General features: G+C 60.1%; 11 protein-coding genes and 1 CRISPR repeat array. Of the genes, 4 read left to right on the plus strand and 7 right to left on the minus strand.

From position 1 onward, the window contains the following. Positions 1 to 158 precede the first annotated feature (158 nt). On the minus strand, positions 159 to 1,037 hold the full coding sequence (locus tag M6G53_RS07955) for a U32 family peptidase (RefSeq protein WP_147191507.1): 879 nt from the start codon (positions 1,035 to 1,037) through the stop codon (positions 159 to 161). An 11-nt stretch (positions 1,038 to 1,048) separates the two neighbouring features. Continuing rightward, positions 1,049 to 2,044, minus strand: coding sequence for a ubiquinone anaerobic biosynthesis protein UbiU (gene ubiU / locus M6G53_RS07960; protein ID WP_253330348.1), 996 nt, complete (start codon positions 2,042 to 2,044; stop codon positions 1,049 to 1,051). A 258-nt stretch (positions 2,045 to 2,302) separates the two neighbouring features. On the opposite strand from ubiU, the gene ubiT reads away from it, so the two are divergent. Together ubiT and M6G53_RS07970 are read left to right on the plus strand one after the other, a co-directional pair. Further along, positions 2,303 to 2,824, plus strand: coding sequence for a ubiquinone anaerobic biosynthesis accessory factor UbiT (gene ubiT / locus M6G53_RS07965; RefSeq protein ID WP_039567957.1), 522 nt, complete (start codon positions 2,303 to 2,305; stop codon positions 2,822 to 2,824). Continuing rightward, on the plus strand, positions 2,818 to 3,321 hold the full coding sequence (locus M6G53_RS07970) for a GNAT family N-acetyltransferase (protein ID WP_049201571.1): 504 nt from the start codon (positions 2,818 to 2,820) through the stop codon (positions 3,319 to 3,321). The genes ubiT and M6G53_RS07970 overlap by 7 nt, the downstream gene beginning before the upstream one ends. A 169-nt stretch (positions 3,322 to 3,490) precedes the next feature. Beyond that, positions 3,491 to 8,165: a CRISPR direct-repeat array (repeat unit 29 nt; unit sequence GTGTTCCCCGCGCCAGCGGGGATAAACCG). 126 nt (positions 8,166 to 8,291) lie between these two features. On the opposite strand, the gene M6G53_RS07975 is transcribed toward M6G53_RS07970, so the two are convergent. From M6G53_RS07975 to speFL, 4 genes are all read right to left on the minus strand, one after another. Then, on the minus strand, positions 8,292 to 8,585 hold the full coding sequence (locus tag M6G53_RS07975) for a GIY-YIG nuclease family protein (protein WP_253330350.1): 294 nt from the start codon (positions 8,583 to 8,585) through the stop codon (positions 8,292 to 8,294). An 86-nt stretch (positions 8,586 to 8,671) separates the two neighbouring features. After that, positions 8,672 to 9,988 (minus strand): putrescine-ornithine antiporter, encoded by a 1,317-nt coding sequence (gene potE, locus M6G53_RS07980; protein WP_253330352.1) that lies wholly within the window; start codon positions 9,986 to 9,988, stop codon positions 8,672 to 8,674. Positions 9,989 to 10,050: 62 nt separating this feature from the next. Further along, positions 10,051 to 12,213, minus strand: coding sequence for an ornithine decarboxylase SpeF (speF, locus tag M6G53_RS07985; RefSeq protein WP_253330354.1), 2,163 nt, complete (start codon positions 12,211 to 12,213; stop codon positions 10,051 to 10,053). Between the two features lie 274 nt (positions 12,214 to 12,487). Then, the gene (gene speFL / locus M6G53_RS07990; protein WP_004933443.1) at positions 12,488 to 12,592 is read right to left on the minus strand and encodes a leader peptide SpeFL; all 105 of its coding nucleotides are present in this window, start codon (positions 12,590 to 12,592) and stop codon (positions 12,488 to 12,490) included. A gap of 433 nt (positions 12,593 to 13,025) precedes the next feature. Between speFL and M6G53_RS07995 the strand changes: the two genes are divergently transcribed. Together M6G53_RS07995 and M6G53_RS08000 are read left to right on the plus strand one after the other, a co-directional pair. Further along, positions 13,026 to 13,466: a YhbP family protein gene (locus M6G53_RS07995; protein WP_033648653.1), complete on the plus strand. Its 441-nt coding sequence runs from the start codon at positions 13,026 to 13,028 to the stop codon at positions 13,464 to 13,466. A 30-nt stretch (positions 13,467 to 13,496) separates the two neighbouring features. Further along, complete coding sequence (locus M6G53_RS08000; RefSeq protein WP_049198715.1) at positions 13,497 to 14,129, plus strand: NAD(P)H-binding protein; 633 nt, start codon at positions 13,497 to 13,499, stop codon at positions 14,127 to 14,129. Here M6G53_RS08000 and phnP read toward each other — a convergent pair. After that, positions 14,086 to 14,868 (minus strand): phosphonate metabolism protein PhnP, encoded by a 783-nt coding sequence (phnP, locus tag M6G53_RS08005; RefSeq protein ID WP_253330356.1) that lies wholly within the window; start codon positions 14,866 to 14,868, stop codon positions 14,086 to 14,088. The two genes, M6G53_RS08000 and phnP, sit on opposite strands and share 44 nt — an antisense overlap. Positions 14,869 to 14,877: the final 9 nt, after the last annotated feature.

The following is a 14,877-nucleotide window of genomic DNA, read 5'->3' on the forward strand; positions in this document are numbered from 1 at the left end:
TCAAATGAATTAATCAAGGGTTCACAGTGAACAAAACAGAAAACAGTGCGTAATGCGGGGGATTGAAGGCGGCCAGGTGAGCCATGCTGCAGAGAAAACAGGAGAAACGTGCGGCGTAAACCGATACCGGCGGCAGAGCACCGCCGGCGTTTACCTCGCTAAGACACCAACTCCAACCCCGCCACGCGGCGCCAGTAGCCGTTGCAGTCGGCGTGGTCGGTCAAGGCCAGCGGCTGCTCGCCGCGTTCGTTGGCGCGGAAGGCGTCGATTTGTGCCAGCGTCTCGGCGCCCTGCGGCGACAGACGCACGATGTCCACCAGCCCCTGCATGCTTGGCAGCTCGTTGCCGAGGTTATAGCAGTAGCCGCTCATGGTCTGGATGCCGTTGAGCACGAACACCTGCTGCTGTTCCTGCGAGCGCATCATGCGGCCCTGCGGATACTTGATGCAGCAGGTTTCGCACTCGTCCTTGCCGCGGTTCTCCGAACGCGCGGTGAAGCAGCGCGCCGAATAGGCCAGCGGCAGGTGGCCGTAGCTCAGCACCTCCACCTCGAAGTCGTGGCGGAAGCCCAGCTCGTCGCACTGCGCCAGCAGGTTGGCCAGCCAGTCGCGCGAAAGCTCGACCGGCATGCACCAGCGCATCATGCCCTGGCGGCGCAGCAGGCGCAGGGTATAGGCGTTGTAGCAGTTCAGCGCATGGCCGGCGACGAACGGCAGGCCGCGCTCCGCCGCCATGTTCACCGCGCCCAGATCGTTGGCTTCAAACAGGAATTCGCCGTTCTCCACATAGCGTTTCAGCTCATTCAGCTCGGACGGCGCCTGCAGCAGCGCCAGCGTGGAGATCACCACCTGCTTGCCGCTGCGGGCGATTTCGCGCGCCAGCGCCAGCCAATCGCCGACCTTCATCTCGCGCCGCTTGGTGCAGACGCTCTCACCGAGATAAATGATGTCGGCGCTGCTCTCCGCCGCCTGCTGATAGAACGCCGCGATGTCGTTTTTCGGCCAGTAGTAGAGTACCGGCCCCAGTGCGTATTTCATCTTACCTCCGGCTACTGCCATTTGCGGTGATAGGCGCCCAGCGTGGTCTGGGTGCCCTCGGACATCGCGCCCAGCGTCTCCATCCAGGCGGCGTCGGCGCGGTAGGCGGCCGGATCGGCCTGGCAGCGGTCGATCGCCTGGCGCCAGACGCGCGCTACCTGGCTGACGTAAGCCGGGCTGCGCTGGCGGCCTTCGATCTTCACCGAGGCAATGTTGGCGGCCAGCAGCTCCGGCAGCAGCTCCAGCGTATTGAGGCTGGTGGGCTCCTCCAGCGCGTGGTAGCGCACGTCGTCCACCAGATAGCGGCCCTTGCACAGCGTCGGGTAACCGGCGTTTTCATGATCCTGGTAGCGGTCGATCAGCACGTCGTTCAGGCGCGACTCCATGCCCTGCGGGGTTTGCTGCCAGCGCACGAACCGCGCCGGCGAACAGGCACCGACGGTGTTCGGCGACTCGCCGGTCAGGTAGGAAGAGAGATAGCAGCGCCCCTCGGCCATGATGCACAGGCTGCCGAAGGCGAACACTTCCAGCGGCACCGGGCTGGTGCGCGCCAGCTGTTTCACCTGATGCATCGACAGCACGCGCGGCAGCACCACCCGGCCCACCTCGAAGTTGCGCTGGTAGAAACGGATCGCCTCTTCGTTGGTGGCGGAGGCCTGCACCGAAACGTGGCGCTCCAGCTGCGGGTAGCGCTGGGTGGCGTATTCCAGCATCGCCAGATCCGCCAGAATCAGCGCGTCGGCGCCCAGTTGGGCCGCCATATCCACCGCGCGCTGCCAGCGGACATAGCCGTCGGGATGGGCGAAGGTGTTGATGGCGATATGCAGCTTGCGGCCGTGGCGATGCACGTAATCGACCGCTTCCTGCAGCTTTTTCTCGGTGAAGTTGAGGCCGGCGAAGTGGCGCGCGTTGGTATCGTCTTTCAGACCGATGTAAACGGCGTCGGCGCCGTTATCCACCGCGGCCTTCAGGGCCGGCAGGTTGCCGGCGGGGCAAAGCAGCTCCATAGATTTATCCTGGCTTAGCCGTGCGCCCGGCCGGGCGCACGCTGTCTTTAAAGGTTGCCGGCGGCGGTGCTTCGCCGGCAAACGCGAATCGGGGAGGCCATTTTAGGCAAAGGGGCGCACACAGGTTTTGATTTGGGGCAGCTTATGGCGTATTGATAAACATGGCGGTGAAATGCACTATTTGTTGATATAGACCGCTGAAGCCGCGCGCCAGTGTGGCAAAATAGCGGTAGTCCGTATTGAAAGGAGTGGATGACCGTGTTGGAACAACTACGAGCACGCCTTGTGCGCCAGGGGCCGTCGCTGCTGCGCATCCCGCTGAAATTCACGCCGTTCGCCCTGCAGCGCCAACTGCTGCAACAGGTGCTGAGCTGGCAGTTTCGCCAGGCGTTGGCGGATGGCGATCTGGAATTTCTCGAATCGCGCTGGTTGAAGATCGAAGTTCGCGATCTGGCGCTACAATGGTTTATGACGGTAGAAAACGACAAACTGGTGGTCAGCCAGCACGCCGAAGCGGATGTCAGCTTCAGCGGCGACGCCAACGATCTGATCCTGATCGCGGCGCGCAAGCAAGATCCGGATACGCTGTTCTTTCAGCGTCGGCTGCAGATTGAAGGGGATACCGAATTGGGCCTGTATGTGAAAAATTTGATGGACGCCATCGAGCTGGAAAGCATGCCCGCGCCGCTGCGCATGGGGCTGTTGCAGTTGGCTGATTTTGTCGAAGCAGGGTTGCAGGAGGGCACGGCGTCGGCTTCCCGTGTGGCGGTATCATGCTGATCCGCGTAGAGATCCCGGTAGATGCGGCGGGCATCGATGCTTTGCTGCGCCGCGCCTTTGGCCGCGACGACGAAGCCGATCTGGTGCAGCAGCTGCGCGAAGACGGCCTGCTGACGCTGGGCGTGGTCGCCACTGACGACGAAGGCGGGGTAGTGGGTTACGCCGCGTTCAGCCCGGTGGACGTGGCCGGCGAAGACCGCCAATGGGTGGCGCTGGCGCCGCTGGCGGTAGACGAAAGCCTGCGCCGCCAGGGGCTGGCTGAAAAGCTGGTGTACGAAGGCTTGGATTCGCTGAACGAATTCAGCTACGCCGCGGTGGTGGTGCTGGGCGAGCCGGCCTACTACGGCCGCTTCGGCTTTAAACCGGCCGCCGCCTATGGCCTGCACTGCCGCTGGCCGGACACGGAAAGCGCGTTCCAGGTCTACCCGCTGGCGGAAGACGCCCTGAATGGCGTCAGCGGCGAAGTGGCTTTTTCGGCGCCGTTTAATCGGTTTTGATTGTTAATTTGTTGATAATTAATATTAATTTGGTGACCTAGGGGGCCGCCAAAGTGTCTTTTGAAATTTTGTTATAAATCAAGTTGTTGCGTTTTATCGGAACGAGAAAGTATTTGGTGAAATTTGAGGTCTTTAAAAATACATTCTAATTCAATCATATACTCTAAGAGTGTTCCCCGCGCCAGCGGGGATAAACCGCGCGTACGGCATCAATAAGGCGGATGTCACCCGTGTTCCCCGCGCCAGCGGGGATAAACCGTTTTTCTGCGATGCGCAACGCACGTTGTTCTTGTGTTCCCCGCGCCAGCGGGGATAAACCGCCAGCGCACCGGGCGAGAAACTCGTCAGTGAGGTGTTCCCCGCGCCAGCGGGGATAAACCGCCAACAGGCAACACGCCAAGGGGTGAGCGATGCGTGTTCCCCGCGCCAGCGGGGATAAACCGAAGCCGAAAAAATTCGTCGGAGCAATGCGCCGCGTGTTCCCCGCGCCAGCGGGGATAAACCGATAGCCCATCTCTTTATCTTCGAGTTTTAATGGTGTTCCCCGCGCCAGCGGGGATAAACCGCCAAATCGGCATAGGAGGTGATTGGATACGGAGTGTTCCCCGCGCCAGCGGGGATAAACCGTGCCTCGATGTCGGTGCCGTTCAGCTCGAGGAGTGTTCCCCGCGCCAGCGGGGATAAACCGGCAGCACCGGCGGCTGAGCGGGCAGGGTATAGCGTGTTCCCCGCGCCAGCGGGGATAAACCGCTCCAGCTGTGCCGCCTCCGCTTTGCCGTTCAGTGTTCCCCGCGCCAGCGGGGATAAACCGCTTTCCTGCGTCTCAATATCTGCGCCGCCGGTGTGTTCCCCGCGCCAGCGGGGATAAACCGTTCTTTTATTTTATCTGGCGTATCATCACTTAGTGTTCCCCGCGCCAGCGGGGATAAACCGTCATTCGGATCCGCGCGGGCGATAGAAGCCAGGTGTTCCCCGCGCCAGCGGGGATAAACCGAAATTCAGCACCGAGGCGATGCGGCTGCTGATGTGTTCCCCGCGCCAGCGGGGATAAACCGCTGGTCGTCAGCGACCTGTCGAACATCGAGGGGTGTTCCCCGCGCCAGCGGGGATAAACCGAGCATATGGTTGCTCTCTTTGAATCAAAAGTTGTGTTCCCCGCGCCAGCGGGGATAAACCGCCTCCTGCGGACTTTAAAATGCTCTGCTGCTTGTGTTCCCCGCGCCAGCGGGGATAAACCGCGCCCGCGCATCTTGCGCGCCAGGTCGTCGTCGTGTTCCCCGCGCCAGCGGGGATAAACCGGGTGCCTGGCAACGTTCTGCATTCCGTTGGACGTGTTCCCCGCGCCAGCGGGGATAAACCGTTCTGGTAACTGTCCCGGAACCACGCGCGCACCGTGTTCCCCGCGCCAGCGGGGATAAACCGTCGGTAACGGTGCGCGCAACGTCATCAGGGATGTGTTCCCCGCGCCAGCGGGGATAAACCGCGATGGTGTTGATCTTCACATATTCCAGCACCGTGTTCCCCGCGCCAGCGGGGATAAACCGCAGCTGCACCCTGAATTATTCAATAAACCGGAGTGTTCCCCGCGCCAGCGGGGATAAACCGCCCCTGCCAGTGATAGACGGCCAGCACCCGGAGTGTTCCCCGCGCCAGCGGGGATAAACCGGCACGCTCGACGGCAACAGCGGCAGGCAGGACGTGTTCCCCGCGCCAGCGGGGATAAACCGCAGGCGCTTGGATATGAGCCACATATCGCGATGTGTTCCCCGCGCCAGCGGGGATAAACCGGCTTTCGCGGCGCTTAAATTGCCCGATTCGAAGTGTTCCCCGCGCCAGCGGGGATAAACCGCCAACACCACATACACCGTGAACGACAACGGCGTGTTCCCCGCGCCAGCGGGGATAAACCGTTGAACAACGGGCCTTGATATGCCTCTCTGACGTGTTCCCCGCGCCAGCGGGGATAAACCGTTCCGCTGTGGAGGGTGAGTCTGTTGAATATGGTGTTCCCCGCGCCAGCGGGGATAAACCGTCAACACGGTTCATCGGCAGGGCGAGAGTCAGGTGTTCCCCGCGCCAGCGGGGATAAACCGCCCACGGTGGTGTGGTTGTAGAACAACATGACGTGTTCCCCGCGCCAGCGGGGATAAACCGCCAACACCACATACACCGTGAACGACAACGGCGTGTTCCCCGCGCCAGCGGGGATAAACCGGGGCCAGATATGCTGGCAGCAGCGCCGGAGGGGTGTTCCCCGCGCCAGCGGGGATAAACCGGTTTTGAAAATAAAGTAGCAGCGACTTTTAATGTGTTCCCCGCGCCAGCGGGGATAAACCGGTTACACAGCACCTTCTGATCCTTTGGTATTCCGTGTTCCCCGCGCCAGCGGGGATAAACCGATTGGAATGATCTCCGCGATTATCGGGCGAAGGTGTTCCCCGCGCCAGCGGGGATAAACCGGCGGTTCTCTTTGGATAGCAACCCCATAGTTAGTGTTCCCCGCGCCAGCGGGGATAAACCGAAGACCTGTCGATCCTCGCGAAGCACATCGGCGTGTTCCCCGCGCCAGCGGGGATAAACCGCCGTCGCTACGGATGCGCAGCTCGAGCCAGTAGTGTTCCCCGCGCCAGCGGGGATAAACCGTTCGAGAAAACACCTTCAGATCGCCGCGCATCCGTGTTCCCCGCGCCAGCGGGGATAAACCGAACAAATGGATCAGTTCGACACCAGCTTGGCAGTGTTCCCCGCGCCAGCGGGGATAAACCGAATCGCGCCATGTTGTCCAGCGTGCCGTTGAAGTGTTCCCCGCGCCAGCGGGGATAAACCGAACTTCAACTCGATAGATGTCTGAGTCATCCCGTGTTCCCCGCGCCAGCGGGGATAAACCGCCATCCGCCAGCGCCTCAGTAAAACAGGTTGTGTGTTCCCCGCGCCAGCGGGGATAAACCGTAACAAACTCGCCCGCTCAACGAGACCACCAGGGTGTTCCCCGCGCCAGCGGGGATAAACCGCTTTGAAATCGGTGTTGGCTGAAATGGATAGACGTGTTCCCCGCGCCAGCGGGGATAAACCGCCTATCAGGATTCGGTGGGCGTCTGGACGATTGTGTTCCCCGCGCCAGCGGGGATAAACCGGCGACTATCACCGCGTATATTTCAACGGTGAAGTGTTCCCCGCGCCAGCGGGGATAAACCGTTTATCAATAACGATAAGCCCTCTGGATTTGTGTGTTCCCCGCGCCAGCGGGGATAAACCGATTCGGTTATGATCTGCGCGTACAACAGCACAGTGTTCCCCGCGCCAGCGGGGATAAACCGGTCTTGCATTTACTTATCCTTTCGATTTGCCAGTGTTCCCCGCGCCAGCGGGGATAAACCGGAAACGGGCGAGTGCTTTGATGATGTCAATATGTGTTCCCCGCGCCAGCGGGGATAAACCGGATCCAGAGCACCGCGCTTTTTTGTGGAAGAAGTGTTCCCCGCGCCAGCGGGGATAAACCGTGTTCATCGTCAGATCCCCAGCGCATCCGCTAGTGTTCCCCGCGCCAGCGGGGATAAACCGAATATGACTCACCAGATGGTTCGGACGCGCACGTGTTCCCCGCGCCAGCGGGGATAAACCGGTCGGCGATGCCCTTGGCGAGATTGAAGAGGCGTGTTCCCCGCGCCAGCGGGGATAAACCGCACCCTTTTAGCGCGCGGGCGAGGCGGGGGAGGTGTTCCCCGCGCCAGCGGGGATAAACCGGAACTTGCATATTTGAATGCATTAAATATGTTGTGTTCCCCGCGCCAGCGGGGATAAACCGGCCTGACTCGTACAAACAAATACGGTCAATTTGTGTTCCCCGCGCCAGCGGGGATAAACCGCTCACGTTGACGCTTGCGCTCAAGCCGCATTTGTGTTCCCCGCGCCAGCGGGGATAAACCGCCTGAATGGTAAACAGATTTCATTGGGTAGTTGTGTTCCCCGCGCCAGCGGGGATAAACCGCAATTACAGGTCATGCTATTTCCCCTCCCGCAGTGTTCCCCGCGCCAGCGGGGATAAACCGCATCTGAGCGTGAGGATGTTCCCTTCGGTAACGTGTTCCCCGCGCCAGCGGGGATAAACCTCTGGCTCATCGCGGCGCCAGGGAAGAATTTTCGTGTTCCCCGCGCCAGCGGGGATAAACCGTTTTATGTAAAGAACACAAATCACCCACAACAAGTGTTCCCCGCGCCAGCGGGGATAAACCGGCTCTGGTTAACGGCGCGGTGGCGCTGGTGATGTGTTCCCCGCGCCAGCGGGGATAAACCGGGAAGAAGGATAAAAAGCGCGGTCGCCGCAATGTGTTCCCCGCGCCAGCGGGGATAAACCGGGATCGTCTTGTTGGATTTGAACAGCGCCAGCGTGTTCCCCGCGCCAGCGGGGATAAACCGAACACAAATCACCCACACAATGCAGAATGCTAGTGTTCCCCGCGCCAGCGGGGATAAACCGCCAACCTATCCAACGGTGAGTTTGTGAGTACAGTGTTCCCCGCGCCAGCGGGGATAAACCGAAACAGCACTAGGGTATATTGTAGGCATCAGTGTGTTCCCCGCGCCAGCGGGGATAAACCGGAATACCGCCAGGCGCGTGCGGGCCTTTCTGTGTGTTCCCCGCGCCAGCGGGGATAAACCGCCCGCATCGAAGTGGGGTAAACGCGGCTACCGGTGTTCCCCGCGCCAGCGGGGATAAACCGCATGGTGAGGATATGGATGGGCTTCTGACTGGCGTGTTCCCCGCGCCAGCGGGGATAAACCGATCGGCCGGCTGTCTGCCAGCGTCAGAAAAGCGTGTTCCCCGCGCCAGCGGGGATAAACCGAAATTGTACAAAATATCCTGACCTGGCTTGGCGTGTTCCCCACGCTAGTGGAGTAGGTGATAACCTATTGAATTTTAATAGCTGTGCCGGCAACCAAAAAATCTGCAGAATTTCTACCGTACAGCCTCATACAGCTAATAAATACTCCAACGACAGCGGCGGGTGGTTCACCAGCCGCTCTTTTTGTATTTTGCTCAGCTGTTTGACGCGGTATTCCAGCTTCAGCGCCGTTGAGCGATCCCCCACCTGGCAGTGAAACGCCAGCGTCAATTCCCCTTTGCCACGCAGCGCCTTGGCGCCTTTGCCGGCCTGATGCTGCGCCAGGCGGCGCGCCACGTCGGTGGTGATGCCGGTATACAGCATGCCGCTCGGTAAACGCAGCATGTAAAGGTGCCAGGGAGTGGGGGAAGTGTCGGTCATCGTACGCCGTTTCGGTGGCCAGGGTCGGCGTATGATGGCATGTTCGCCATCACAATCCCATCCCCGGCCGCCGGTGTCTTACCGCGTTACCCCTTTTTTCCCGCCAGCTCGAAGCGCGGTGAGACGATGCCGTACAGCGTCCAGCCGAGGAAGGTGGCGATGGCGCCCCACATCATCGCTTCCTCACCGGAGCTGTAGAGCGCGTAGAAGCTGTACAGCGCGCCGATGCCGGCGATGATATTGGCGATGCGCGCCTTGTTGTCCGGCACCTTCGCCACTTTCTGAATAATGACCAGCGCCGCCATCGACAGGATGTAAGGGATGATGTTGGTCACCACCGCCAGGTTCACCAGCACGTTGAACTGCTTGTTCAGCGACGGGCTGATGGTCATCAGCGACAGGCCGCTCTGGATGATGACGATGGTCAGCATGCCTTTAACCGGCGCGTCGGCCTTGCTCAGCTTGGAGAAGATTTTCGGGAAGAAGCCGCTGTCGGCGGAGGATTTGAACACCTGAGCGATGGTGAACTGCCAGCCGAGCAGCGAGCCGACGCAGGACATGACCATCAACGCCATGATGATCTTGCCGACCGTTGGGTTGAACATGTGCGAGAACGCCAGCCCGAACGGGGCGGTGGAGTTGGCCAGATCCATGTTCGGCACGATGCCGGCGATCACGTTGGTCGAAACGATATAGATCACCGCCGCGCTGAGGGTGCCGCCCAGTACGGCGATCGGCACGTTGCGCTCCGGGTTTTCCACCACGTCGGTGTTGGCGCAGGCGGATTCCAGCCCCAGGAATGCCCACAGGGTCATCGAGATCGAGGCGCCGATGGCTTCGAAGGTCGGCACCTGATGCGGGTTCCAGGCGGCGACGTAGGCGCTGCCGCTGAACCAGTACCAGCCGATGACCGAGATGCCCACCACCGGAATGATCACGCCCCAGACGGTGATGCCGCTGATTTTGCCGGTGATGCGCGCACCGCCGAAGTTGGCGACGGTCGCCAGCCACAGCACGCCGATGGTGGCGATACAGATCCCGAGCGGGCTGAGCGTAGCGCCAAACAGCTCGGTGCCGTAGCCGACGGCGGAAATGGCGATGGCGATGTTGGCGATCAGCAGCGAAACGCCGTAGGTGTAGTTCGCCATAAAGTTGCCCGATTTGCCGAAGGCGTATTCGGCGTAGCCGCCCATGCCGCCGGATTTACGGCTGAACATGCCGCATTTGGCGAAGGCGTAAGCCAGCGCCATCGAGCCGACGGCGGTCACCAGCCAGGAAACGATCGAAATCGTGCCCACTTCGGCCAGCTTGGTCGGCAGCATAATTATGCCGGAACCCATCATATTCACGGCGGTCAGGATCGTTAATTGCACGACCCCCATTTTATTATTGGACTTACTCATGATCATTTTCTCTTTTAGGATGCGATCCGGGCGGCGAGAATCATCGCCGCCCCGTAAGGTGATTAATTTTTCATGACGTAGCCGTAAGCGCGGTTCCAGCCGTCCTCATCCTGTTGGATATAAACGCCCTGCAATTCCGGCGCGAATCCCGGCAATAAGTTGATGCCTTCTTCCAATGCCAGGAAATAACGCTGCGCGGCGCCGCCCCAAATTTCACCGGGCACCACGCACAGCACGCCCGGCGGGTAAGGCAGGGCGCCTTCGGCGGCGATGCGGCCCTCGGCTTTAGCCAGCGAGACCAATTCCACATTGCCGCGCACGAACTCGGTATTGGCGTCCTGCGGATTCATCACCACGCGCGGGAAATAACTTTTGCGGAACATCTCTTTTTGCAGCTCTTTAACGTCGTAGCTGACGTAAAGGTCGTGCATTTCCTGGCACAGCTGGCGGATGGTGTAGTTTTGGTAGCGCTGCTGGTGGTTTTTATAGACCGCAGGCAGCACCTCGCTGAGCAGAGAGTTCTGCTCGATGTGCTTCTCGAAGCGGGCGATCAGGGCCACCAGATGCTGCATCTTGGCGATGTCTTCCGCCGGCGTCAGCAGGAACAGGATCGAGTTGAGATCGCATTTTTCCGGCACGATGCCGTTTTCACGCAGGTAGTTGGCCAGAATGGTCGCCGGGATGCCGAATTCGCTGTAGCTGCCGGTGGCGGTATCGATGCCCGGCGTGGTGAGCAGCAGTTTGCACGGATCGACGAAGTACTGCGATTCGGCATAGCCCTCAAAGGCGTGCCATTTCTCGCCGGGCACGAAGTTGAAGAAGCGCAGATCGTTGGCCATCGCCGTGGTGTCATAGGCCTGCCACGGTTTGCCGTCGATCTGATCCGGCACGAACGGTTTGATCATCGTACAGGTGTCCAGCAGCATTTTGCGCGCTTCGATCCCCACGCGCACGCACTCCTGCCACAGGCGCTGGCCGCTTTTGCCTTCGTGCATCTTGGCGTTGACGTCCAGCGCGGCGAACAGCGGATAGAACGGGCTGGTGGAGGCGTGCAGCATAAAGGCGTTGTTGAAGCGCTTGTGGTTGCAGTAGCGGCTCTGGCCCTTGATGTGCTTATCTTTTTTGTGGATCTGCGAGGTCTGCGAGAAACCGGCCTGCTGTTTGTGCACCGACTGGGTGACGATGATGCCGGGATCGTTTTCGTTCAGCTCCAACAGCAGCGGCGAGCAGTCTTTCATCATCGGAATGAACTGCTCATAGCCCACCCAGGCGGAGTCGAACAGGATGTAATCGCACAGGTGGCCAATCTTGTCGACCACCTGGCGGGCGTTGTAGATGGTGCCGTCGTAGGTGCCGAGCTGGATGATCGCCAGGCGGAACGGGCGGGCTTCGTTGGCGCGTTCCGGCGCCACTTCGCGGATCTGTTGGCGCAGGTAGCGTTCGTCGAAGCAGTGCGCGTCGATGCCGCCGATAAAGCCGAACGGGTTGCGGGCGGTTTCCAGGTAAACCGGCGTGGCGCCGGCCTGGATCAACGCGCCGTGGTGGTTGGATTTATGGTTGTTGCGGTCGAACAGCACCAGGTCGCCGCGCGTCAGCAGGGCGTTGGTCGCTACCTTGTTCGAGGCCGAGGTGCCGTTGAGCACGAAGTAGGTCTTGTCGGCGTTGAACACCTTGGCGGCGTGCTGCTGCGCGGCGCAAGGCGCGCCTTCGTGGATCAACAGATCGCCCAGTTTGACGTCGGCGTTGCACATGTCGGATCGGAAAAGCGTTTCGCCGTAGAAGTCGAAGAACTGGCGGCCCGCCGGGTGTTTGCGGAAGAACTCGCCGCCCTGGTGGCCGGGGCAGGCGAAGGTGGCGTTGCCCATTTCCACATACTGCGTCAGCGTGTTGAAGAACGGCGGCAGCAGCTCGCTCTCATATTTGGCGGCGGCGGCCTCCAGCTGTTTGCCGTAGAACTGGGTGTTCTTGCCGCACAGCTCAAACACGCCGTGCAGCGCCGGCAGTACGGCGTTATCCAACTCTTCTTCGCAGCAGACGGCGACGAACAGCGGAATGTTCAGGCCGTGCTCTTCGATGCGCGCCAACATACCTTGCATGACGTCGTCTACCGACAGCACGATGGCGGCGACGTCATTAAAATCGCTGTGATGCACATCGACGATGTCGCGTTCAGTTTCAAAACAGCCGAGGGTTTGGGTGTTGGCGGCAATTTTTAATTTTTTCATTTTTCTCATTCTTCAGGCAAAGGCAGTCCGCCGGCAAATAATTCCATTTGCCGTTAACGCCTTCACGAAAATAAAGGTGTGCGAGAACCCAGCGATGCCGAAAGGCATTAACTGTGTTCGCTGTTTTATTTAGCTTGGATGCGCTTGGCCGAAATTAAGAATGAATTGCGTGTCCTTCCCGGTTAGCGAGAAAGCGATATTATCACCGGCGTGCGGAGAATAAGTAAAAACGCAATGACACTCTTATCAACGGCGTAAGAGCGAGGGGAGAGGGTTATCTGTAGTTGAAGAATGCGAAGCTAAAGCAGCTGCGATGAGCCATCATCATAATATGGGTTGTGCGCCTGATGTGCGCCATTTTTCGGTTATTGTTTTCCATTTTCTAATCCACCTTGCTGAGTGAAAAGATGGCGCTATTTTAACGCAAGGTGGGCTAAAAATCGTGATAAAAGTCACATAAATGCCGGTGTTTATAAATAACTATTCACCTGTTATGCAATGAGTTGCATAAACAGCGTTCAGGTGGGCTAACGGGCATGTAAACGAATTGCTAATCGGTGCTGGGCGGGCGGGCTAAATTGATGTTCCGCCAGGATGGGAACAATAAAACCGCTCGAATAACCGGTTGCATAACGATCAAATAAATCCGTCTTGTATTTTTTATGTTATAAATCTGCTTTGGGCTTAATTTAATAAAAATGCAGTTATTGTGTTTTTATATTCAATTTGGTTTTTTGAGGATTATCGTTATTTGTGACTCGCCTCAACAACGCAGGGTAAGATGAAGTGAGTGAACAGGGAGGCGAGTAACCTTGAATACCCCAGAACAACGGCAGCAGATTGCGGATTTCATCGGCAAACAACACGTCTTGACGCTGTGCGCCGGCGACGGCCTCGACATGTGGTGCGCCAACTGTTTTTACGTGTTCGACGCCGCGGCGATGGCGCTGTGGCTGATGACCGAACCGCACACCCGCCACGGCGGGCTGATGCTGAACAACGGCCGGGTGGTTGGCACCATCGCGCCGAAGCCGAAAAGCATCGCGCTGATCCGCGGCGTGCAGTACCGCGCCGAGGCGGTGCTGCTGAGCGGCGAAGAAGCCGAGGCGGCGCGCGCGCGTTACTGCAAGCGCTTCCCGATCGCCAGGGCGATGAAGGCCTCGGTTTGGCGGCTGGATCTGCACGAGGTGAAGATGACCGACAACACCCTCGGCTTCGGCAAGAAGCTGCATTGGGCGCGGTCTATACTTTAAGTCGACGTATTGATTACAACGGGAGATTGCATGGCGCGAGCACTGTTAGTCGGCGCAACCGGGCTGGTGGGGCGCGAGTTGCTGCAGCGGTTGCAAAGCGATCCGCAGATAACGGCCATCGTGGCGCCAACGCGCACGCCGCTGCCGCCGCACGGCAAGCTGACCAACCCGGTCGGCGATGCGCTGTTCGAGCTGCTGAGTAGCCTGCAGCAACCGGTCGATCTGGTGTTCTGCTGCCTGGGCACCACCCGCCGGGCGGCGGGCAGCGCCGATGCCTTCCGCTACGTCGATTACCAGTTGGTGGTGGAGAGCGCGCTGACCGGCCGCCGCTTGGGGGCGCAGCACTGTCTGGTGGTGAGCGCGCTGGGCGCCAACGCGGATTCCACCTTCCTGTATAACCGCACCAAAGGCGAGATGGAGCAGGCGCTGCGCGAACAGCACTGGCCGCGCCTGACGCTGGTGCGGCCTTCCATGCTGGTGGGGGATCGCCCTGCGCCGCGCCTGATGGAGCGCCTCACGCTGCCGCTGTTCAGGCTGCTGCCCGGCAAATGGCGCGCCGTCTCCGCCAAAGACGTGGCGCAAACGCTGCTGCAGCAGGCGTTCACGCCGGGCGAAGGGGTCAGGGTGCTGGAGTCGGATCGGCTGCACTGTTACCGAGGCTGACGCTGAGGTGATCGAACGCCAGCTCCAGCCCGGCGGGCAGTTCGTTGTCCAGCAGCCACAGATCGAGATGATGGCTGATGTGCGTCAGCAGCGTGCGTTTGGGCTGCAGCAACCGCTGCGTCTCCTGCGCGCGGGTCAGATCGTTGTGGTTGCGCGGCGCCTGCGGCTGGGGCGGCAGGCTGCAATCGAGCACCAGCAGATCCAGCGCCACGTTTTGCAGATAGTCGGCGGTGGCCGGCGGCAGGCCGACGGTGTCGGTCAGGTAGGCCAGCGCAGCGCCCGCCGCCTGGATCAGATAGCCGTGGGTCAGTTTGGAGTGTTGCAGCGGCAGCGGGGTGATGCGCATGCCGCCCAGCTCGACGGTGGCGAAGGGCGCCAGCGGCGGCTGAAACGCCAGAATGCCGGGGTGTTTGAACAGGTCGTCGCAGCCCTGTTCATCCGGCGGGCCATACACCGGAATGGAATTTCCGCACCCCCAACGCAAAGGAAATAACCCCTGAACGTGATCCATGTGGTAATGTGTCAGTAAAAAACGTTGAATTTGCCCCGCCGAAAATCGCCGCTCCAAAGCCGGTAATCCCGCATCCAATAAGGTCGTTTCTCCCTGATAGTTAAGCATGGCGCTGCACGCTCGCCGCCGAAATGCCGGCTCGCGCCGCGCCCGTTGGCAGATAGGGCAGTCGCAGCCGAACACCGGCACCTGCTGCGCGCCGCCGGTGCCGAGAAAGGTCAGTTGCATCGCTCCCCT

The sequence above is a fragment of the Serratia nevei genome, assembly GCF_024160145.1.
In the GTDB taxonomy this organism is placed as follows: Bacteria; Pseudomonadota; Gammaproteobacteria; order Enterobacterales; family Enterobacteriaceae; genus Serratia; species Serratia nevei_A.

Bases quoted from the DNA above. Each gene is read 5' to 3' on its own strand.
- M6G53_RS07955 (WP_147191507.1), bottom strand. From the start codon at position 1,037: ATGAAATACGCACTGGGGCCGGTACTCTACTACTGGCCGAAAAACGAC.
- ubiU (WP_253330348.1), bottom strand. From the start codon at position 2,044: ATGGAGCTGCTTTGCCCCGCCGGCAACCTGCCGGCCCTGAAGGCCGCG.
- M6G53_RS07970 (WP_049201571.1), top strand. From the start codon at position 2,818: ATGCTGATCCGCGTAGAGATCCCGGTAGATGCGGCGGGCATCGATGCT.
- M6G53_RS07975 (WP_253330350.1), bottom strand. From the start codon at position 8,585: ATGACCGACACTTCCCCCACTCCCTGGCACCTTTACATGCTGCGTTTA.
- potE (WP_253330352.1), bottom strand. From the start codon at position 9,988: ATGAGTAAGTCCAATAATAAAATGGGGGTCGTGCAATTAACGATCCTG.
- speF (WP_253330354.1), bottom strand. From the start codon at position 12,213: ATGAAAAAATTAAAAATTGCCGCCAACACCCAAACCCTCGGCTGTTTT.
- speFL (WP_004933443.1), bottom strand. From the start codon at position 12,592: ATGGAAAACAATAACCGAAAAATGGCGCACATCAGGCGCACAACCCAT.
- M6G53_RS08000 (WP_049198715.1), top strand. From the start codon at position 13,497: ATGGCGCGAGCACTGTTAGTCGGCGCAACCGGGCTGGTGGGGCGCGAG.
- phnP (WP_253330356.1), bottom strand. From the start codon at position 14,868: ATGCAACTGACCTTTCTCGGCACCGGCGGCGCGCAGCAGGTGCCGGTG.